Here is a 20998-nt window from a genome sequence, read left to right as displayed (position 1 = left end):
TCCCGCTGATGACACAATTGCTCGTATCATATCAACCATTGAACCTGAGCAGTTTCACCAATGTTTTATCAATTGGATGTCTTCGATACACACAATTACAGAAGGTCAAGTCGTTGCTATCGATGGAAAAACGCTTCGAGGGTCATACAATCGTGAAGATAGAGCCAGCACCAAACAAAAGAAATGGTGATCATTGACTGATGGTCAGCACAGACGCAATAGTTAAGCCGCTCGCATCAGCATCGCCACGAAAATGACGTTTAGTTAACGTCTAGCAAATAAAAAAGCCGAAAACATCTAATGTGCTTTCGGCTTTTATTTAAATCAATGAACCGTCATTGTTTACTCTTTCTGTGAGTCGTTATTGACTAACGTATTAGTACTACCCGCTACACCACCGCCTAACACTTTGTACAACGTGATACGGTTATCCAAATCGGCTTGGCGCGTTGTAATGAGCGACTGCTTGGCACTGTACATAGTGCGTTGCGACTCCAGTGCGGTTTGAAAGCTGTCGATGCCATTTTCATAACGTGCAAGAGAGAGTTGATAGCTTCTTGTTGACGCCTCAACTAAGGCATTTTGCGCATCAAGTTGATCTTGAATTGTCGCCCGCCTTGCCAGCGTATCGGCAACCTCGGTAAACGCACTTTGAATGGCGTATTCATAGGATGCCAAGTACTTTTGTTGTTGCGCTTCGCTATAAGCTAAATTCGCTTCATTTTCGCCGCCATTGAATATGGGTAAGCTAATGCTTGGCGCGACACTCCAAATCGAGCTTGCTCCACCACTGAAAATATCAGACAACACCGAGCTGGCAAGGCCACCGTTGGCGGTGAGTGAAATCGTCGGAAAAAAGGCTGCACGAGCGGCACCAATATTGGCATTAGTGGATTTTAAACTGTGCTCAGCTGACAATACATCAGGACGTTCTAGCAATATCGTTGAAGACACTCCTGCCGGTACGTCTGTTACTACACTGTCATTGCCCGGTAAAGCAAAGGCCAATAAATTTTCGTCAAATTGTTCCCCCACCAACAAGCGTAAAGCATTAATATCTTGCTCTACTTGAGTTTTATAACTGGCTATATCAGAACGAGCAGAATAATAAATCGTTTCAGCGCTAGCCACATCTATGCGTGAATCAATCCCGTAGGATAATCGCTTTTGGGTAATGTCCATCGCTTGTTTTGCATTCGTGGCCGTTTCTTCTGCCAGCGACAGCAGATTACTGTCGGCAGCTAAGGTTAACCACGCGCTGGCGATTTCACCAATAAGCGTTATTTTTGCCGCTTTTGCCGTTTCTTCACTGGCGAGATAGGCTTCCATTTCTGCAACCGTTAAACTGCGATTTTTACCAAACAAATCGAGTTCGTAACTGCTCAGTCCTGCTGCGGCCTCATAACTGGTGCTAATATCACCCGTTGACGCTTTACTTCGATCCCCACTTAAACTGACGTCTAGTTCAGGGAATAGATCAGATCGTTGCACTCGATATGTCGCTCTTGCTGATTCAACGTCAGCAAGGGTTTCTCTAAGGGTTCTGCTGCTGTTTAATCCCATATCGATAAGGCTAACTAAGCGCTCATCTTTTATAAAATCTTTCCATGGAATATCTATTGCCTGTTGCGAAGATAGCCCTTGGGTTTGTGCAACACTGTCGAGCTGCCATTCATTGGCGACAGCTGAATCTGAACGATTATAATCTGGCGCCATTGTACTGCATCCTGCGAGCACTAATGCTGCAACAATAGGTAATAACCTCGCGCTGCACCTTGGTTTAACTAGGTGTTGCTTGGTTTTATTGATGACATCGGCAAATGGTGCATGATGTGATACAAAATAATTAGTCATGGCCATTCTCCAACTGCGTTTGAACTAAGGCATGTTCTGGGTGTTTATTGTCTGTGTCGTGATATACCGGACGACGCTTAGGGAACAAGCCACGCACTAACACAAAGAACATAGGCACTAAAAATATTCCCAATACTGTGGCGGTTAATGTCCCACCAATAATACCTGTACCAATGGATATACGACTGTTTGCCCCCGCACCGCTCGACGTTGCTAAAGGTAAAATCCCGAACATGAAGGCTAATGATGTCATAATAATGGGGCGTAATCTTAATCGCGCAGCATTCACTGCGGCCTCAATTAACGACATCCCTTTTTGGTAAGATTCTTCTGCGAACTCAACAATTAATATGGCGTTCTTTGATGCCAGACCGATCGTTGTCAGTAACGCCACTTGGAAATAAATGTCGTTTTCTAACCCTCGTAACGTTGAGGCCAATGCCGCGCCTAACACACCCAAAGGGATCACCATAATCACCGAAAATGGCACTGACCAGCTTTCGTACAGGGCCGCTAACGCGAGGAACACCACTAGGATAGATATCGCATACAGCATAGTTGATTGGCCACTGGCAATCTTTTCTTGGTACGATAATCCGCTCCAAGAGTAAGCCAATTTACCTTGCCCTACCTCCTCAACTAAGCGCTCCATTTCAGCCATAGCCTCACCAGAGCTCACGCCGCTGGCAGCAGAGCCTTGAATTTGATAAGAAGCAATGCCGTTAAAGCGAGATAAACTTTGAGGCGCACTTGACCAAGAAGAGCTGCTAAATGCTTCAAACGATGTCATGGTGGTGTCACCATCTGCATTAGTCCCACGGACATACCACTCGTGTAAGTCTTCGGGTTTAGCGCGATACGCCGATTCACTTTCAATGTAGACTTTTTTCACTCTACCGTCGTCAATGAAGTCATTGACGTAACTGCCAGCCCAAGCCGATGTTAATGTATCTGAAATATCCGCCATCGACAGGCCAAGCGCACTTGCCTTGCTATTATCAATATCAATTTTAAGCTGTGGTGTATCACTTAATGCGCCTTCACGAATACTGGTGATCAACTCACTTTGTCGTGCCCGAGTTAATAACTCATTTTTTAAGGTGGTGAGCTCATCTCGACTGGTCCCGGCAGCGGCCTGTAGCTCAAAGGTAAAGCCATTGCTTTGCCCTAAACCTTGAATCACCGCTTGCGACAACGCAAACACACTTGCATCACGAATACCTGATAAGTTTCTGTTAATACGCTCAATTAATGCATCTGCGCTTTCATCATCTTCGGTGCGATCATCCCACGAATACATGGACACAAAACCCATTCCCGCATTTTGCCCGGTACCTGAAAAGTTAAAGCCAGCAATAGAAAAGGCTTTATCGACGACAGCAGATTCTTCATTGATTAAGTAATCTTCAACTTGCTCTACTGCTGCACGCGTGCGTTTAATCGATGCGCCTTCAGGTAAATTGACCTGAAACATGATACTGCCTTGGTCTTCATTTGGTAGAAAGCCTGTTGGCATGCGGATAATTAACACACTTAATACGCCAATAATGATTGCATACACCACTAACCAACGAAATTTTTGGTTAACAATTCGGCCCACATGGCCGGTATATGACGTGGTTAAATGATTAAACATCGCATTAAATTTGCCAAAAAAGCTGGTACGTTGGCCCTTTTGCGATTTATCGCCACCGCTCTCTTTGGGCGCTTTGTGCTTAAGAAGCGTGGCACATAATGTTGGACTTAGGGTTAAGGCAACAATCACCGACAATATCATCGAAGATACAATAGCGACTGAAAACTGCTTATAAATAACGCCGGTAGAGCCTCCAAAAAACGCCATTGGCAGAAATACGGCTGACAGTACAACAGCAATACCGATTAACGCCCCTGTAATTTCTGACATGGATTTAATTGTGGCGTCTCGCGGCGAAAGGTTTTCATCTTCCATTAAACGCTCAACGTTTTCGACTACCACAATGGCATCGTCCACTAACAGGCCGATAGAAAGCACAATACCGAACATGGTTAAAGTGTTAATCGAAAAGCCAAAGGCTGATAACACCCCAAATGTGCCCAGTAAAACCACAGGCACTGCAATAGCAGGGATCAGCGTTGCGCGCCAGTTTTGTAAAAACAGCCACATCACCAAAACGACCAACACAACGGCTTCTGCTAGCGTGTGTACCACTTCAGTAATCGAGATTTTAATAAATTCAGTGCTGTCTTTTGGAAATGCCGTTTCATAGCCTGTGGGTAACTTAGCGGCTAATTCTGCTACCTTACTTTTCACCGCTGTGGCAGTGTCTAAGGCATTAGCCCCTGGCGACAACATGATGGCAATACCAGAAGATGGGTGACCGTTTAAACGAGAGATGACGCCATAAGTTTCGCTACCCATTTCAACTCTTGCTACATCACTCAACAATACATTGGCGCCTGTTGAGTCATATTTCACAATGATATTGCGAAACTCTTCAGGGGTAGACATCATCGATTGCGCTGTTACTGTCGCGTTTAATTCTTGGGTTGCTAAGGTTGGACTGGCACCAATATTACCAGCTGGTACTTGTACGTTTTGTGCCTCTAAGGCGCTGGTAATGTCTGACGCCATAAGCTCATAGGCGGCTAATTTAGTTGGGTCTAGCCAAATGCGCATAGCATATTCAGAGCCAAATACTCGGGTATCGCCCACCCCTTCTACACGCGCTAATGAGTCTTCCATGTTAGAGGTAATGTAGTCAGAAATATCTGCAGCCGTCGCTTGATCGGTTGCATCATAAACAGACACAACGAGTAAAAAGTCAGTATTTGATTTGGTGACAGTTACCCCTTCAGACTGCACGGCCTCCGGGAAACGAGAGCTGACTTGTTCAACCTTATTTTGCACCTGTACCTGAGCGTAGTCGGCATCAGTATCTTGCTCAAAGGTAATATCAACAGAAGCTGAACCATCTGATGTACTTGACGATGAAAAATACAACAAACCATCAAGGCCGGTTAATTGCTGCTCCAAAATTTGTGTGACACTGTTTTCTACCGTTTGCGCATCAGCACCGGTATAAGTAGTACTCACACTGATCACTGGGGGAGCAACACTGGGATATTGTGCAATAGGTAACGACATAATGGACGCGATACCCGTTAGCATAATAATAATTGAAATAACCCACGCAAAAACGGGACGATCGATAAAAAAGCGCGCTAACATAAGTTATTTACTCCCTTGTGAAGCAAGTGTCACTTGGTCATTATCAACGTGAGCAATCATCACCCCGTAGCTGTCCATTTCTACTTGGATCGGCTTAACTTGGCTGCCAGGTCGTACTTTACTAGAGCCTTCAACAAGTAGCTTGTCATTACTCGACAGTCCATCAGTCACTACCCATTTGTTATCTACGGCGCTTGCAATTTCTACGCTACGCTTTTCAACCATGTTGTCTTGATTGATCACATAGGCATATGTTTTATCTGTCGCACTATGATAAATGCCCTGCTGTGGTACCAAAATTGCCTTGTTATTGACACCTTCATTTACGCTAGCACGCACAAACATGCCTGGAAGTAGAAAGCCATTAGGATTAGGAAATTCTGCACGTAACGTTACCGCTCCCGTAGACGCATCTACGGCAACTTCTTGCATTTTTAGTTCACCGGTTAGTTCATAGTCGCTACCATCTTCTAGGGTTAGCGTGACATCTGTTGTGCCTTGATTGATGCCCTTGTCGAGCATTAATTTGCGCATTTTAAGCAACGATTTACTGCTTTGGGTCATGTCGACATAAATAGGGTCTAACGTTCTAATTGTCGCTAAGGCTGAATCTTGTTGAGCACTCACAAGGGCACCTTCAGTGACCGAAGAGATGCCAATGCGGCCAGAGATTGGTGCCAACACTTTAGTATATTTAAGGTTGATTTTTGCCGTGTCTACTGCCGCTTGATACATTTCAACATTGGCTTTTGCCTCAATATGTGCGGCATGTGCCTCGTCGGCATCTTGCTGAGACACGCCTTCAATTTTTAATAAATTGGCGTAACGTTCATCTTTTAATTTTGCCGCATCAAATACCGCCACAGCGCTGTTTAAGGTTGCTTTTGCCTCGTTATAAGCGGCTTGATATGTTTCAGATTCAATTTGATATAACGTTTGGCCTTGTTCCACCATTTGGCCTTCGGTAAATAAACGCTTTTGAATAATACCGCTTACCTGTGGACGCACTTCTGCCTCTTTTGAGGCCGTCACTCGACCTTGCAATTTGGTATCAATATTATGTGTAGAGAGGCTTACTTTTACATAAGAAACTGCTGTAGCCTGGGCCATTTGAGGTGTTGCGACTTGCGACACGTTTTGTTGCTCACAACCGCTAAGCAACAACACTGTGATAAAAAGACCTATTGAACCCCTTAGGTACATATTCATTAAGCTATCCTCGTTATAATAAGTACTCGATATCATTAAGTGGACTGACGTTCATGTATCCACAAAGACTTGATGTTACCTAAGGATAACTAACGGGTGGTTAATGGTGGGTTAAGGTTGCGCAGATTAATGAGTCATTAAGAGTGATCAGACCAATTAGCGAGTGTTAAGTGATGAGTATAATGATCAGAATGTTAACCTTATTCTGGTGATATGAGTGACCAAGCATAAAGCAGCGAACTAAAAGCATATTAGAGCAGCATAAAAACCATCACTAAAGCAAAAATCCAATATCATGGCTGATATTGGATTTTTGCTGCTGATACACGAACTATCGTGCTTGCTATGTTTATGGTGCAATCACGAAAGCATTCGTTGTACCAAAGCATCAGTTATTTGTAATTGGCGGCGCAATATCACTGCCCCCAAGGGCTTGATACAAGGTCGCTTGGGCGCTGAACAAATTATAGCGGTTGGCTAATAACGACACTTCGGCGCTGCGCTGGGTTTCTTGTGCATCTAACCAGTCTTGAATACTCACTGCGCCATGGCGGTATTGGCTGGCGTAAATCTGCTCCGCAGCTATGGCTGCTTGATATTGCTCACGTAACTTTTGTGCTTGATATTGATAATGTTGCCGTGCAGAAATAGCGTTATCGACTTCTTGAAAGGCGTTGTACAAGGTTTGTCTGTAGCTCACAACGGCCGACTCGACCTCCACTGTGGCAAGCTCTTTATACAATTGCATTTCGTTCCATTGCACAAATGGCAATAGTAAATTTGCTCCCAGTGTACCAATGGGGTTTTGCAATAACTCTTTTAGCTCTGTTGATGATGTTCCTAACGAGCCAGAAAGTGACAAGGTAGGTAAGTAACCGGCAAATGTGGCATCTTTTGCTGAATAAGCAGATTTAAGTTCATACAGTGCCGATTTCACATCTGGCCTGCGAATTAACACATCGGCAGGAATACCTGCTGCAATGCTAGGCAGTTCAGCGTCTGGCAATTGTTTGATATTAATGGCCATTTTTGCTGGCGGCTGGTTAAACAATATGGCCAGTGCATTTTGCGCTTCAACGAGTTGCTGCTCAAGCTCGCTATGGCTTGCCTGTTGCCCTGCTAAGCTGCGTTTTGCCTCAAATACATTGAGTTGCGACACGGAGCCAGAACGATATTGACGCTCTGCAAGATCATAAGTTTGCAAGGCATAATCAATACTATTTTGGCTAAGAGTAAGGCTTTGTTTTAGATAACCAATTTGCCAATACAATATGGCCGTGGTGGACACTAAACTTTGGGCGGTGCTTTCTCTGTCTTGCTCGCTGGCTAAACTGGCCCATTTAGCTGCATCCATATCGGCAGAAACTCGGCCCCATAAATCCACTTCGTAACTCAGTGATACGTTAGTGCCATAGTCACTTACGCTTGCCCCGCCATCTAGATTTTTGCTTTTGTCGCCATTCACGCTGGCACTCACTTGTGGGTAGCGTTGTGTGTCAGTTAATCCCGCTTGTAGCCTAGCACTGCGTAAGGTTAACGTGGCAAGCGCTAAATCGTTATTGGTTAATAACACTTGCTCGATAAGCTGGTTAAGTTCTGGGTTGTTAAAGCGTTGCCACCAAGGGTCAAGTTTAACTTGTTGATTAACACTAACACTTTGCCAGCTTGCAGGAATGCTAACATCTGGCGGCGTAAAATCAGTGTGAGTAAAGCTACTGCAGGCGGTAGTGAGCGACATGCACAGAGCAATACTTGACAGTTTGAGTGTAAAACTTGGGTTTATCATTATTATTCTCTCGCTAACGCATCAACGGGGTCGAGCTGTGCCGCATTGCGTGCCGGTAAAAAGCCAAACAAAATTCCAATTAACGTTGAGCAGGCAAATGCAGCAACAATGGATGCGGTAGAGTAAATCATTTGGAAACTCCCGCCGGTAAAGGCAAAGATTTGGCCAATTAAGTACGCAAGGCCAATACCAATGGCGCCACCACATAAACACACTAACACCGCCTCAATAAGAAACTGGCGCAATATATCCCCTTGCCTTGCCCCTACCGCCATACGCACACCAATTTCTCGGGTACGTTCGGTGACTGACACCAACATAATGTTCATTACCCCAATCCCGCCAACGATCAGCGAAATAACCGCAATGGCTGAAATAAGCAATGTCATGGTTTGGGTGGTTTTTTCGATACTTTGACGGATCGTGTCAGTATTGATGGTGAAAAAATCTTCGGTACCATGGCGCATTTTTAATAGGGCAATAATGCCTTGTTCTGCGGCACTGCTTGATGCAGATTGATCAATCCTTACTGTAATACTGTCTAGGTAGCGCTGACCGACCATACGTGCCGACACGGTTGTGTAAGGCACCCAAACATTGAGTGAATCACTGTTACCAAAGGCACTTTCTTTGGCTTTAGTGACGCCAATAATGCGCACGGGTAAGTCATCAAGAAAAATCACTTCACCCACGGCTGGACGCTCAGGAAACAACGATTTACGTGTATTGTCGTCAATTACCGCTTGCTGTGCCATGACGGTTTCGCTGTCATCATCCCAATATTGGCCGGCGGCTAGCGTGTAGCCACGCACCCTAAAGTAATCGAGGCCCACGCCGCTGAAACTGGCTGAAACCGCTTGGTTGCCATAACGAATTGTGCCTGAACTACTGATTGAAGGTGTCACGCTGTCAACATAGGGCAGCACTTTAAGCGACTCGCTGTCTTGTGCGGTTAATGTGCGGATCCTAGCGGATCTTCTGTCACCAAACCCGGTGCCGGAGCGGATATCAATGGTGTTGGTTCCCATGGAACTGATGTTTTCTAACACGGATTGCCGCGAGCCTTCTCCGAGCGCCACCACTGATACCACTGATGCGATACCAATAATAATGCCAAGCATGGTTAAAAAGGTGCGTAACCGATGCGATAACATGGCCAGTAAAGCCATTTTAAATGCTTCGATGTAACGGTCCCAATTTAACCACGAAGTTTTCGTGCTTGGCACCTCAGGTAATGTCTTGTGTTGAGTGGGCTTTGCATTCTCAACATCACGAATAATCACCCCGTCTTTAAGCTCAATAATGCGATCGGCAAAATGAGCAACGTCCATGTCGTGGGTGACCAAAATAATGGTGTGACCATCTTGATGAAGCTCTTGCAGTAAGTTCATCATCTCTTTACCGCTGTGACTATCAAGTGCACCGGTTGGCTCGTCGGCTAAGATAACATCGCCGCCATTCATCAGCGCTCGCGCCACACTGACACGTTGTTGCTGCCCGCCACTGAGTTGGCCGGGTTTATGGTCAAGTCGATCAGCAAGGCCTAACCGAGACAATAAACCTTGGGCACGTTCGGTACGCTGTTTTTTATCTTTACCAGCATAAATGGCTGGGATTTCAACGTTACCGACAGCATCAAGATCGCCCAATAAATGATAACGCTGAAAGATAAAACCAAAATGTTCACGGCGTAATTGCGCCAGTTGGTCTGCATCCATGGTGGAGGTGTCTTGACCATTAATGAAATATTGGCCTTCAGACGGTTTGTCTAAACAGCCTAATATATTCATTAAGGTGGACTTGCCCGAGCCAGAAGCGCCAACAATTGCCACCATTTCACCGCGGTTAATGTCGAGATTAATGTCGTTTAGTACAGTGAGTTGTTGCTCGCCTGCACTAAATGAGCGATAAACACCTGAAATACTAAGTAGTGAAGCTTCATTCATTGCTTAGAACCCCATCGGTGGGCGACGATTGCCTCGTTGGTTACTAACGGTATCGGATGAAGCTGCCCCGAGTACGATTTGGTCGCCTTCTTCAAGTCCTTCGGTAATCTCAGCGTTAACTTTATTGTTTATCCCAACACTAACATTGCGATATTCAATTTCATCATTCACTAACACCGGCACACTATAGCTAGGTCTTGGCCCCGGATTTCTTTGTAATATTTGCGAAGGCACCACAATGACATCTTTAGCTTGATTAAGAATAATCGACACTTCTGCGGTCATGCCAATACGTAACACACCGTCAGGGTTATCAACATCAAATAGGCCGTTGTAATAAATGGCGTCGGTGTCACTTGAGGTCATGTCACTGTCATCACCGTCCATAATGGTCGGCCCAGGTTCAATGGCGCGTAAGGTGGCATGGAAACGCTTTTGAGGTTGACCTAAAATTGTAAAGTATACCGATTGCCCAGGTTTAACTTTAATCACATCAGCTTCTGATATTTGCGCCTTGACGGTCATTTGACTTAAATCAGCTAACTCAACAATGGTTGGAGTCGATTGTGATGAGTTAACGGTTTGACCAACTGTCACAGCGGTGTACACCACAATGCCATCCATTGGTGCTTTAATAGTGGTATAACCCAAATCAAGCTGCGCGCTTTCTACACTGAGTTTAACCTGTTCTTGTTGCGCCATGAGTTGGTCGAGTTCGGCTTGATATACTAACAGGGATGCTTGGGCTGATTCATAATCTGCTTTTGAACTGGCGTTATCGGCCAACATGGCTTTTTGTCGGTCAAACTCTTGTTGAGCCTGGTTTATTTGCGCTTGTTTGGCGCGGTATTCCGCTTTGTTACTTGTGAGTGAAGCAATGGCTTCTTTTAAGGTGTTTTGCTGAGTTAAGCTGTCTATTTGAGCAATTAACTCGCCCTGTTTAACCAGCTGCCCAAGCGTAACCGGTAAATTGATAATTTGGCCTGAAGCCTGCGCGCCCACGCTGACTAACTTAGACGCTTGCAGCATGCCATTTGCCAGCACACTGTTTTCAATATCACCACGGCGAACCGGCTCAGTGGCATAACTTGGTGCTGGGCTGCCGCTGTTTAAGGCAAAAAAAGCACCGCCTGAAATAATCAACACGATTGCAATAATGACGATAATCAGTTTTTTTCTACTGGTTTTTTTCATGTTTGAGTCACATCCACAGGTATAACATGGGTTAATTACAATGAGTGATTTTGATCGTTAACACATCAAAAATGTTCAAGGTTTAACGTGATGTTTTTGACGCTAGGCATTTAGCGTATTATTTTGATGAGATAATTTTACATGCCGCGCTGTAAAACTATGTCTGCACAACGTAATTGAATGTAAATAGATATGTAACAATATGTTTTTAAATTATAAAGTTTTATGTTTGTTTGCCAGTAAGCCACTCAAGTTAACCCTGTCTTAACCCCTAATGCGGTATCATAAACAGTCGATATGTATTGCTAATGAATTGCAATCAATTGGAGTATGAGATTGAACGTTAAACAGCCCGTGTTAGGCCCGTCTGGTACATTATTCTTTTTAGTAATTGTTAGCGCATTTCCGCCGTTAACAACCGATCTGTATTTACCAGCCTTGCCTACGATGGTCGAGATGCTGAATACCACTCAAACCATGGTCAACCTTACCCTGAGTGTTTACTTTGTCACGTATGCGCTGGGCTTATTATTTTGGGGGCCATTAAGTGAAAAGTTTGGCCGTAAACCCATTATGTTGCTCGGTTTAGGGATTTATGTGGTGGCCAGTTTGCTGTGTGCAATGGCAAACAATGTTGAAATGCTGATTAGCGCGCGGCTAGTACAAGCTTTTGGTGGCAGCGCAGTCACAGTAGTTGCCACTGCTATCGTTAAAGACTTATATGATGGTCGCGAGCGCGAAAAAATTATGGCGACAATTATGTCGTTAGTGATTATTGCACCTATGGTTGCTCCGGTTCTGGGGGCATTTTTATTAAAAATTGGCTCGTGGCATATGATGTTTGTCGCACTGGCGATTTTTGGCGCGTTATCGACAGTGTTGGCCTTTGGTTTTCGTGAAACCATAGAGCAACGCTATACCGGCTCAGTTTTACGCTCATGGGGCCGACTCGCTGTGGTGTCAAATAACCCTAAATTTATTTCGCTACTGCTCATTTTCACCTTGCCACCGATGACCTTGATGTCGTTTTTAGCCGCCGGTTCATACATTTATATCGACGGTTTTGGTTTATCAGAACAAACCTTTAGTTATGCGTTTGCCTTTAATGCTCTATTTGCCTCATTTGGCCCCACCATTTACATCAAATTATCTAACCGAGTTAAGGTCAGCAACATTATTAGTGTGTGTTATTTGATATTAATGTTGATTGGCGTACTGACTTATAACATAGGCCACTTATCGCCGTGGTTGTTTGCCTGCCTAGCCGCGCCTGCAACATTAATGGTGATTGTGACTCGTGTACCTGGGATTAACTTAATGCTAGAGCAACAAACCAGTGACACAGGCTCTGCAGTCGCGGTGATCCAGTTTTGCTCTATGATGGCTGGTGCAATCGGGATGACCTTGGTGACATTGCATCCAGATAATTTAATCCACAATTTGGCGATCATTCAATTTAGCATTGGCGCCTTAGCCAGTATTATGTGGTATTTGGCTAAAAACAAAGCTTATGTTGTTGATCATCTTACAACACCATAAACGATAATAAGACGAGCTGTCGATGTGCAACTAACCTATGCCACATTCTGCTAGAATGTGGCTAAGTCTATTATCACTCTATCATTACACACTATTATGCAGCGCCCTCCACTTCGACAAGCCAAAACCATTGATAATGTTTTCAATAGTGCTTATTGGCATTTAAGCCAGCAGGATTTCACCATTAATGAAATCCGCAGCAAACTTGAACGCAAAACCGATAACCAACAATGGGTTGACACAGTGTTAGCCAGGTTAATTGAAGGCGGCTATGTCAAACAAGATGTTGATTTTGCCGTGCGCTATTGTGAACTGGCGTTTAGCAATGAAATGGGCGCTGGCGCAATTAAGCGTAAGTTACAACAACGCGGCATTGCCATGAATGATATTGAACACGCTATTGGGCAAGTGGTGGAAGCACAGCAAATAGATAGCTATGCCATGGCCGCTGCCAGATTACGTAATAAGTACGATCATTTTGAGGCCACCAGCAAAGAGAAAGTGTACGCGCAAATGACCACTAAAGGTTTTTCGCGGGCCGAAATTGACCACGCGTTAGCCCAACATCCACAGCGCGATACCTTGCGATCAAAATTAGCCATTAAAGCGGACAAAGCTGACTTATCCCGTGAGATCATCAAGCTGTTTAATAAAGGCAAAGGCAAAACACTCATTTTGCAAGAGCTCAAACAACGGCTGATTGATGTGACTAACTTTGAAGACACTGTGTATCAACTCAGTTTATCTGATGATATCGATTTTTATCAAAGCTGTAAAAATGAGCTGGCTAAAAAGCGTTATAACCTCGCTGATAACAAAGAAAAATCGAAAGCTTATGCTTATTTGTCACGCAAAGGATTTAGCAGTGATGAGATTAAAGAAGCCATGGTGATTGAGGATGAATTGCTCACCTAGTTACGTTTTAGTACCACTGCATATTGATAACAAAAATTTATTAAATTGATAATAAATCATAATTTTATGTTTACTCGCCTTAGGTGTACATTGGCAGAATTGATATTCATTCGCTAACGCAATGTATTGTGTTGGTGTGATGCCAGTGAAAGAAAAATATGAAATTTTTGCACACTATGCTTCGTGTTATCGATCTTGATAAGCACCTGTAACGAGATTAAAGCCCGTGGCGGCAGCGTCACCCGCGAACCTGGGCCGGTCCACATCGCCTTTATCGTCGATCCTGATGGCTACCAAATCGAACTTATCCAAATTTAGTAAGGAATACCCAATGTCAGATACATTATTTCAACCGATTGAACTGGGCAATTTAACCTTAAAAAACCGTATTGTTATGCCGCCAATGACTCGCTCACGCGCCACGCAACCGGGCAATGAAGCTAACGATATTATGGCCACATATTATGCCCAACGTGCATCTGCAGGTCTTATTGTTGCTGAAGGTACACAAATCTCCGCCATGGGCCAGGGTTATGCCTGGACACCGGGTATTTACAGTACGGCACAAATTGCTGGTTGGCAAAAAGTCACTGAGGCTGTACATGCAAAAGGCGGCACCATTTTCGCCCAGCTTTGGCATGTTGGCCGCGTGACTCACCCTGATAACATTAATGGCGAGCAGCCTATTTCATCGTCTGCGCTTAAAGCTGAAAACGTAAAAGTGTTTGTGGATGATGGCTCAAATGCGCCGGGGTTTGTTGATGTAGTGATGCCACGCGCCATGAGTAAAGCCGATATTGACCATGTAGTCGATCAATATCGCCAGGCTGCACTCAATGCCATAGAAGCAGGTTTTGATGGTATTGAACTCCATGCTGCAAACGGTTATTTAATTAATCAGTTTATTGACTCAAATGCCAATAATCGTACCGATGAATATGGCGGCAATATTGAAAACCGCCTGCGTTTTCTTGCAGAGGTAGTGACTGCGGTATCAGATGCCATTGGCGCTGAACGTGTTGGTGTGCGTCTTGCGCCGTTTACCTCGCTCAATGGAACGGTTGATGCTAATCCGGTTGAAACCTATGTCGCTGCAGCTGCACTGTTGAATAAGCTCAATGTGGTTTACATTCATTTTGCTGAAGTGGATTGGGATGATGCGCCAGAAACCCCAAAAGGCTTTAAAGAATCCGTTAGAGCCGCATATAAAGGTACATTAATTTACGCTGGTCGATATAACCCACAAACGGCTGCGCAAACCATTGAAGCAGGGCTTGCTGATATGATTGGTTTTGGTCGCCCGTTTGTATCAAATCCTGATCTACCTACACGCATTAAACACGGTTACCCACTTGCAGCACATACGCCAGAGACATTATTTGGCGGCGCAGAAAAAGGCTTAACCGATTACCCTGAATACAGCCCAAGCTAATCAAGATGCTTAATTGATTGAGTTAATAGCGATAAAAATCAACATAATTAACGGCTTAATAACAATGTAAATTAAGTCAATAAGCGGCTCTAATGAGTCGCTTATTTATTTTAGCTTTCACTTATTTTTGTTAGTATTTGTCATTCCTCATCGCCCTGCCGTTAAATTGGGAAGTCATACTTTGTTTAACAAACAATCATACCGTGGTGAATTATTAATTTTACTGGCGACTATGTTGGCCGGTATAGGCTGGATAGCCTCAAAGCTAGTGATTTTAGAAGTGCCTGGCGAAACCTTTGTTACCGCACGATTTTTACTGGCAAGCATCATTTTATTACCCTTTTGCTATAAACAAGTCTTCGCCTTAAGGCCTAAACAGTTATTGTCACTTTGCACTGTAGGCGTTGTGCTAGCCGCCTCAATTGAAGTGTGGGTTTATGCCATTTCAATCTCTAATACTTTGTCTGTTGGTGCATTTATTATGAGTTTGGCGATGATCATTGCGCCATTTATTTCATGGATACTGTTTAAAGTGCGGCCACCTAGCATTTTTTGGCTTACGCTCCCTATTACCTGCATTGGTATTATGTTGCTGACCTTAACCGATGGTTGGGTCGTTGAAAAAAGCCAATGGTTTTTCTTATTGTCGTCGGTGCTGTTGTCGCTGCATTTTGTGTTAAATAAACAGGTACTAAACAGCGTTAAGCCGCTAACCTCCATTTGTGTGCAATTGTTTATGATCGGCGCTGTCGGCCTGATTGTGATGTTAATTGTCAGCCCTGAGAGTGTGAGTTTAAATAGCCACATTTTGTTTTGGTTTGCCATATCAACCTTTGTTGCCACCTGCATACGCTACTTATCGCAAACTCTGGGGCAATTTAGCGTTAAGATTGAAAAAGCGTCGTTAATTATGCTTCTTGAACCCATTTGGACCTTGATTTTATCTGTTAGTTTTCTGGGAGAAGTAGTTGAAACTCAGAAGTTAATTGGTGGCGGGATCATCATTTTTTCATTGTTTATTTATATTAAATTCCAGAATAGATCATCCCAGTCACAACCTGTTGTGGCTTCTCAAAAGCCTTAGAAATAAAAACGGCGACGAGTGGCTAACACTTATCACCGTTTAGTTACGATAAGCTTATGCGTGAGCTTGTGTACCAAATCGTTGGTGATAGGCTTGCATAAAGTCTTGGCGGATTAAGGCATCTAACTCGATTGCCCGCTCGGTTGGGCAAAATATCATAATATGGACATTTTGCTCACCTGTAGCACCGCTGGTGACATGAATGTGCGGTTCACTTCCTGGCAAATCAACGCCTGCATGCTTTTCTATCACGCCGTTATAGCGTTTGGCGACTTCAATAAAATCTTCACAATGATGGTCTATTTGTTCAATTAACGCCGGAAATAACGGGTATAAATTGTCAAATTTGGCCACGGTTATCGTAATGTGATGATAAACATAGCGCTTTAAAAAGTTATGGTTTTTAACGGCATAAGTAAAAAACATGCTGTTAGGTAATGTCGCGGTTTTGCCGGTGAAATGGTATTGACCATTTTCTAAATCAATTTCTTGAATGACGGTCGCCATTAAGTTGTGCTCAATCACCTGGCCATAAATGTTGCCTACTTCAATCCAATCGCCAATCACAAACGAACGTGAACTGGCGCGCTGAATAGAACCGGTAAAACATAGAATGATTTCTTTAGAAGCAATCACCAGGGCAATGGCAATCGCAGTGACTGACAAAGCGAATTTACTGACCTCGGTTTGCCACAACAAAAACAGTATCAATATGGTGAGTACAAATACGCCATTTTTAGTGCGTGACATCCATTTACGCTGCACATCAGATAAAAATGCAACGTCCCCTCGGATTGCCGTAATAATGACGTGTTTAATCAATGAAATAATGACGATGATTAGCGCCGTAAAAAATAATTTATGCTCAAAAAGAAAATCAATGACTAATGCTATGTTATCTGCCAAACCCACGCCCTATTTTGTTAAAAATTTATTAAAAAACGCTATGCCTTTATAGGCGACACTTTATTGTCTATAACGTGAGAAAACAAGGTAACAGTAGCGGAAATATCGATTAGATCATGACAATAGATTCAATATTAGTCATATAACACCTTACCAAGATCACATTATGAGGCGATTATGCGATTGAGACAATTTGTCCATGTGCAAATTTGTTAACTTGATCAACATCATAAATTAGACACAAATATAGAAAATATGTTAAGGAAATTTTCAACAAGTTGATTTACATCAAGGATGATTTTTAGCTGAGATTTAGTATTGATACTGATGGAATGCAATTATTTATTAGCCCCGCGCTAAATTAAGTAGAAGGTATCAACATGGACACACATGCAGCCCTTTATAAGCAAGGCCAAGAGCGTCTTGATTATTTACGTCAATTTGCCCAACGTCAGCCTTTAACATTACAACAAAAAATGGCCGACCTTGGCATATCTCGCCGAGACTTCATTAAATGGACCGCTTCGGTCACCGCGATGTTAGCTCTCCCTTTACCCTTTAGTAATCTGGTGGCCCAAGCCGCTGAATTAGCCGATCGTGTGCCGTTAATTTGGTTACACATGGCTGAGTGTACCGGATGCTCTGAGTCGCTTATTCGTACCGACTCACCAAACCTTGACACCTTAATTTTTGATCATATCTCGCTTGAGTATCACGAGACCTTAATGGCCGCGTCGGGCTGGCAAGCTGAAGAAAACCTTGAGCATGCCTTAGAAACCTACAAAGGCCGTTATTTACTCGCCGTTGAAGGTGCGGTGCCTACAGCCAATAACGGGGCGTTTTTAACCGTGGGTTGTAAGGGACACACTGGGCTGCATATTGTTAAAGAAGCCGCTAAAAACGCTGCTGCGATTGTGTCAGTCGGTACCTGTGCGGCGTTTGGCGGTGTACAAGCAGCATCACCAAATCCAACAGGGGCGAAAGGGATTCATGAGGTGGTTGATAAAACCGTGATTAACCTAGGCGGCTGTCCACCGAGCGAGAAGAACATTGTTGGTACATTAATGTACTTCATTATGTTTGGAAAATTACCAGCGCTAGACATGTTTAATCGTCCTAAATGGGCCTACGGTGCACGAGTACATGATAACTGCGAACGTCGTGGCCGCTTCGATGCCGGTGAGTTTGTAGAAGAGTTTGGCGATGAAGGCGCTAAAGAAGGTTACTGCTTATATAAAGTAGGCTGCAAAGGGCCTTATACCTATAACAATTGCCCTACCGAGCGTTTTAATCATCACACCAGTTGGCCTGTTCTTGCGGGTCATGGCTGTATGGGCTGCTCTGAGCAAAATTTTTGGGATGACATGGCGGACTTTGAAAAACCGCTAGGACGTCAACTTTTACATGGCATTGATGCCACCGCTGACACAGTTGGAGCGGTTATTTTAGGTGCGACCGTTGTTGGTATTGGCGCCCATGCAGTAGCTAGCGTATTTGCTAAGCCTTTGGAGGATTAATCATGAGTAAACGTGTCGTAATCGACCCAATCACCCGTATCGAAGGCCATTTACGTATCGAGGTGGAAGTGGATGATAATAATGTCATCACTAAAGCCTGGTCATCATCGACCTTGTGGCGTGGTATTGAAGTGATTTTAAAAGGTCGCACACCGATGGACGTCGGTTTAATTGTGCAACGTATTTGTGGCGTGTGTACTTATTCGCATTATCGCTGTGGTACTGAGGCCGTTGAAAATGCCCTTGGGGTAAAAATCCCGCTTAATGCGAAATACTTACGCAGCTTAATGCAGTCATCACTATATATGCATGATCATATTGTGCATTTTTACCATTTACACGGCCTAGATTGGGTTGATGTGGTATCAGCATTAAGCGCCGACCCAGCATTGGCGGCCAAAGTAGCGATGAATTATTCAGACGCGCCCATAGCAGCTGGTGAAGGTGAATTAAAAGCAGTACAAGCCAGAGTGAAAGGCTTAGTCGAAACCGGAAAACTTGGCCCATTTGCCAATGCATATTGGGGCAATGGTACTTACCGCTTTACCCCAGAGCAAAACCTGATTGCATTATCGCATTACTTAAAAGCACTAGAAGTACAGCGTGTTGCGGCTGAAATGCTCGCCATTTTTGGTGGTAAATCCCCTCACCCACAATCGATTATTGTCGGTGGTGTCACCTCTGTACGCGACATGTTAAGCCCAGCACGCTTGCAAGAGTGGAAGCAAAAACACGCTATTGTACAAGACTTTATTGAACGTGCTTACCAAGCTGACATTGTGATGGCAGCTGAAGCATTTGGCACTGAGGCCAGTGTGCTTGGCGGTGTTAATGTCAGTAGCTTCTTGTGTGCTGATGACTTTATTATGGCCGATGGTCAGCACTTATTTGAGCAAGGGGTGATCATTAAAGGCGATTTAGCCAATGTGATGGACATTAATCCTGATTTAATCCGTGAAGATGTCACTCATGCTTGGTACAAAGCCGATGGTCCGCAGCATCCGTATGAAGGTACAACGGTACCGGATTACACCGGTTTTGTTGAGCGCGATACAGTTTATGGCAAGTTGCCAACTGTTGACGGTGATGGCAAATATTCGTGGGTTAAGTCGCCTCGTTATCAAGATGAGCCTGTTGAAGTGGGACCACTAGCTTGCTTGTTAGTGAACTACGCCCGTGGCAATCAAACCGTGGTTAATGCGGTTGATGGTTTATTGGCTCGTACAGGATTACCTATTGACGCCTTGTTTACTACATTGGGCCGCACCGCTGCCCGTATGTTGCAAACGTTACTCGTCGGCCAGGCTAGTTTAGTCACGTTTGACGCACTGCTGACCAATATTCAGTCTGATGAATCAACCTATGTTAAACCCGAAATCGACCCTAACCAGGTCTATGAAGGCTATTCGATGATTGAAGCACCACGCGGCATGCTTAGCCATTGGATGCGAATTAAAGACGGTAAAGTTGAAAACTACCAAGCTGTGGTGCCCACAACCTGGAATGCTGGACCCGTTGATGCCCGTGGCAATATGGGACCTTACGAAGCATCGTTAATTGGCTTACAACTTGAAGATCCCACTAAGCCACTTGAGGTGATTCGTATTATTCACTCGTTTGACCCTTGTATGGCGTGTTCTGTCCATGTGATGGATTACAACAAACAAACGCTTGGCCAATTTAAAATTGATCCTAACGGATTTTAATTAGGCTGATGGATTAGGAGGGATAAAAGTATGGAACATATCGCAACCCACAATAGGAAGCTGATATTTACTCCGGCCATTCGCATATTTCATTGGCTGCGCGCCTTGGCAATTTTGGTGTTAGTGATCACGGGGTTTTATATCTCGTGGCCGTTTTTAGTGGCACCTGAAAGTTCAGACGTGTTGGTGCAAGGCTGGATCCGCTTTGCGCATATCGTGTTTGGCTTTTTACTTACCAGTATCACCTTAGTGCGGTTTTATTTGTTTTTCTTTAGCCGTAACAACATTGAACGAAAATCATTTAAAGACGTAATGAGTGTAAACAGTTGGATTGTGCAGCTTAAATCGTATTTCTGGATGGGTAATTTACACAAAGCTGGGGTGTATGGTCCATTGCAGTTTATGACTTATGTGGCGATTTCGTTTGTGGCACTCATTGTTTGTATCACTGGCTTAGTGCTGTATGCCAATGTGTATCACTTAGGTGTAGGAGGTTTACTCGGTGGCGTATCTGATTGGCTAACGGCCTTATGCGGTGGCCTTGCTAATTTACGGACTTTTCATCACTACTTAACATGGGCATTTATCATCTTTGTGGTGATCCATGTGTATATGGCGGTGTGGTCTGGCATTCGCTTTAAACATAACTCTGTCGACTCAATCGTGTCCGGTTACGACTACCATAAGGATCACTAATTA

14 protein-coding genes and 2 pseudogenes are annotated in these 20998 nt (G+C 44.1%); 9 read left to right on the top strand and 7 right to left on the bottom strand.

Annotation, left to right across the window (positions count from 1 at the left end):
- Window positions 1–172, top strand: a pseudogene (locus tag IEY48_RS12670) (ISAs1 family transposase); the annotation flags it as partial.
- Between the two features lie 170 nt (window positions 173–342).
- On the opposite strand, the gene IEY48_RS12665 reads toward IEY48_RS12670, so the two are convergent.
- The 6 genes from IEY48_RS12665 to IEY48_RS12640 form a co-directional block, all read right to left on the bottom strand.
- The gene (locus tag IEY48_RS12665; RefSeq protein WP_188920850.1) at window positions 343–1854 is read right to left on the bottom strand and encodes an efflux transporter outer membrane subunit; all 1512 of its coding nucleotides are present in this window, start codon (window positions 1852–1854) and stop codon (window positions 343–345) included.
- Window positions 1847–5065: an efflux RND transporter permease subunit gene (locus tag IEY48_RS12660; protein ID WP_188920848.1), complete on the bottom strand. Its 3219-nt coding sequence runs from the start codon at window positions 5063–5065 to the stop codon at window positions 1847–1849. Before IEY48_RS12660 ends, IEY48_RS12665 begins: the two co-directional genes overlap by 8 nt.
- Before the next feature lie 3 nt (window positions 5066–5068).
- The gene (locus tag IEY48_RS12655) at window positions 5069–6274 is read right to left on the bottom strand and encodes an efflux RND transporter periplasmic adaptor subunit (RefSeq protein ID WP_188920846.1); all 1206 of its coding nucleotides are present in this window, start codon (window positions 6272–6274) and stop codon (window positions 5069–5071) included.
- A 388-nt stretch (window positions 6275–6662) separates the two neighbouring features.
- Window positions 6663–8060 (bottom strand): efflux transporter outer membrane subunit, encoded by a 1398-nt coding sequence (locus IEY48_RS12650; protein WP_188920844.1) that lies wholly within the window; start codon window positions 8058–8060, stop codon window positions 6663–6665.
- A gap of 2 nt (window positions 8061–8062) precedes the next feature.
- The gene (locus tag IEY48_RS12645; RefSeq protein WP_188920842.1) at window positions 8063–10006 is read right to left on the bottom strand and encodes a MacB family efflux pump subunit; all 1944 of its coding nucleotides are present in this window, start codon (window positions 10004–10006) and stop codon (window positions 8063–8065) included.
- 3 nt (window positions 10007–10009) lie between these two features.
- Window positions 10010–11200 carry an efflux RND transporter periplasmic adaptor subunit gene (locus tag IEY48_RS12640; RefSeq protein WP_188920841.1) on the bottom strand — a complete coding sequence of 397 codons (1191 nt, stop codon included), beginning with the start codon at window positions 11198–11200 and terminating at the stop codon, window positions 10010–10012.
- Window positions 11201–11536: 336 nt separating this feature from the next.
- Between IEY48_RS12640 and IEY48_RS12635 the strand changes: the two genes are divergently transcribed.
- The 5 genes and pseudogenes from IEY48_RS12635 to IEY48_RS12615 all read left to right on the top strand — a co-directional run bounded on the left by IEY48_RS12635 (window position 11537) and on the right by IEY48_RS12615 (window position 16170).
- The gene (locus IEY48_RS12635) at window positions 11537–12739 is read left to right on the top strand and encodes a multidrug effflux MFS transporter (protein WP_229786435.1); all 1203 of its coding nucleotides are present in this window, start codon (window positions 11537–11539) and stop codon (window positions 12737–12739) included.
- 96 nt (window positions 12740–12835) lie between these two features.
- Window positions 12836–13654, top strand: coding sequence for a RecX family transcriptional regulator (locus IEY48_RS12630; protein ID WP_188920837.1), 819 nt, complete (start codon window positions 12836–12838; stop codon window positions 13652–13654).
- A gap of 207 nt (window positions 13655–13861) precedes the next feature.
- Window positions 13862–13972 (top strand): annotated as a pseudogene (locus IEY48_RS12625) (lactoylglutathione lyase); the annotation flags it as partial.
- Between the two features lie 13 nt (window positions 13973–13985).
- On the top strand, window positions 13986–15086 hold the full coding sequence (locus IEY48_RS12620; protein WP_188920836.1) for an alkene reductase: 1101 nt from the start codon (window positions 13986–13988) through the stop codon (window positions 15084–15086).
- Window positions 15087–15267: 181 nt separating this feature from the next.
- Window positions 15268–16170: a DMT family transporter gene (locus IEY48_RS12615; protein WP_188920834.1), complete on the top strand. Its 903-nt coding sequence runs from the start codon at window positions 15268–15270 to the stop codon at window positions 16168–16170.
- 54 nt (window positions 16171–16224) lie between these two features.
- Here IEY48_RS12615 and IEY48_RS12610 read toward each other — a convergent pair whose 3' ends face one another.
- Window positions 16225–17076, bottom strand: coding sequence for a mechanosensitive ion channel family protein (locus tag IEY48_RS12610; RefSeq protein ID WP_188920832.1), 852 nt, complete (start codon window positions 17074–17076; stop codon window positions 16225–16227).
- Between the two features lie 380 nt (window positions 17077–17456).
- Between IEY48_RS12610 and hyaA the strand changes: the two genes are divergently transcribed.
- The 3 genes from hyaA to cybH are packed head-to-tail and all read left to right on the top strand — an operon-like array spanning window position 17457 to window position 20995.
- On the top strand, window positions 17457–18593 hold the full coding sequence (gene hyaA / locus IEY48_RS12605) for a nickel-dependent hydrogenase small subunit (RefSeq protein ID WP_188920831.1): 1137 nt from the start codon (window positions 17457–17459) through the stop codon (window positions 18591–18593).
- 2 nt (window positions 18594–18595) lie between these two features.
- Window positions 18596–20299, top strand: a complete 1704-nt coding sequence (gene hyaB, locus IEY48_RS12600) for a nickel-dependent hydrogenase large subunit (RefSeq protein WP_188920829.1) — start codon at window positions 18596–18598, stop codon at window positions 20297–20299.
- A 30-nt stretch (window positions 20300–20329) separates the two neighbouring features.
- The gene (cybH, locus tag IEY48_RS12595) at window positions 20330–20995 is read left to right on the top strand and encodes a Ni/Fe-hydrogenase, b-type cytochrome subunit (protein ID WP_188920826.1); all 666 of its coding nucleotides are present in this window, start codon (window positions 20330–20332) and stop codon (window positions 20993–20995) included.
- The last annotated feature ends 3 nt before the right edge of the window (window positions 20996–20998 follow it).

The sequence above is a fragment of the Shewanella saliphila genome, assembly GCF_014648295.1.
Taxonomy (GTDB): domain Bacteria; phylum Pseudomonadota; class Gammaproteobacteria; order Enterobacterales; family Shewanellaceae; genus Shewanella; species Shewanella saliphila.
This window is presented reverse-complemented; position numbering and strand designations above follow the sequence as displayed.

Excerpts from the sequence above, each read along its gene's own strand:
- IEY48_RS12660 (WP_188920848.1), bottom strand. The coding sequence starts at position 5,065 with ATGTTAGCGCGCTTTTTTATCGATCGTCCCGTTTTTGCGTGGGTTATT.
- IEY48_RS12645 (WP_188920842.1), bottom strand. The coding sequence starts at position 10,006 with ATGAATGAAGCTTCACTACTTAGTATTTCAGGTGTTTATCGCTCATTT.
- IEY48_RS12630 (WP_188920837.1), top strand. The coding sequence starts at position 12,836 with ATGCAGCGCCCTCCACTTCGACAAGCCAAAACCATTGATAATGTTTTC.
- IEY48_RS12640 (WP_188920841.1), bottom strand. The coding sequence starts at position 11,200 with ATGAAAAAAACCAGTAGAAAAAAACTGATTATCGTCATTATTGCAATC.
- IEY48_RS12650 (WP_188920844.1), bottom strand. The coding sequence starts at position 8,060 with ATGATAAACCCAAGTTTTACACTCAAACTGTCAAGTATTGCTCTGTGC.
- hyaA (WP_188920831.1), top strand. The coding sequence starts at position 17,457 with ATGGACACACATGCAGCCCTTTATAAGCAAGGCCAAGAGCGTCTTGAT.
- hyaB (WP_188920829.1), top strand. The coding sequence starts at position 18,596 with ATGAGTAAACGTGTCGTAATCGACCCAATCACCCGTATCGAAGGCCAT.
- IEY48_RS12620 (WP_188920836.1), top strand. The coding sequence starts at position 13,986 with ATGTCAGATACATTATTTCAACCGATTGAACTGGGCAATTTAACCTTA.
- IEY48_RS12655 (WP_188920846.1), bottom strand. The coding sequence starts at position 6,274 with ATGAATATGTACCTAAGGGGTTCAATAGGTCTTTTTATCACAGTGTTG.
- cybH (WP_188920826.1), top strand. The coding sequence starts at position 20,330 with ATGGAACATATCGCAACCCACAATAGGAAGCTGATATTTACTCCGGCC.
- IEY48_RS12665 (WP_188920850.1), bottom strand. The coding sequence starts at position 1,854 with ATGACTAATTATTTTGTATCACATCATGCACCATTTGCCGATGTCATC.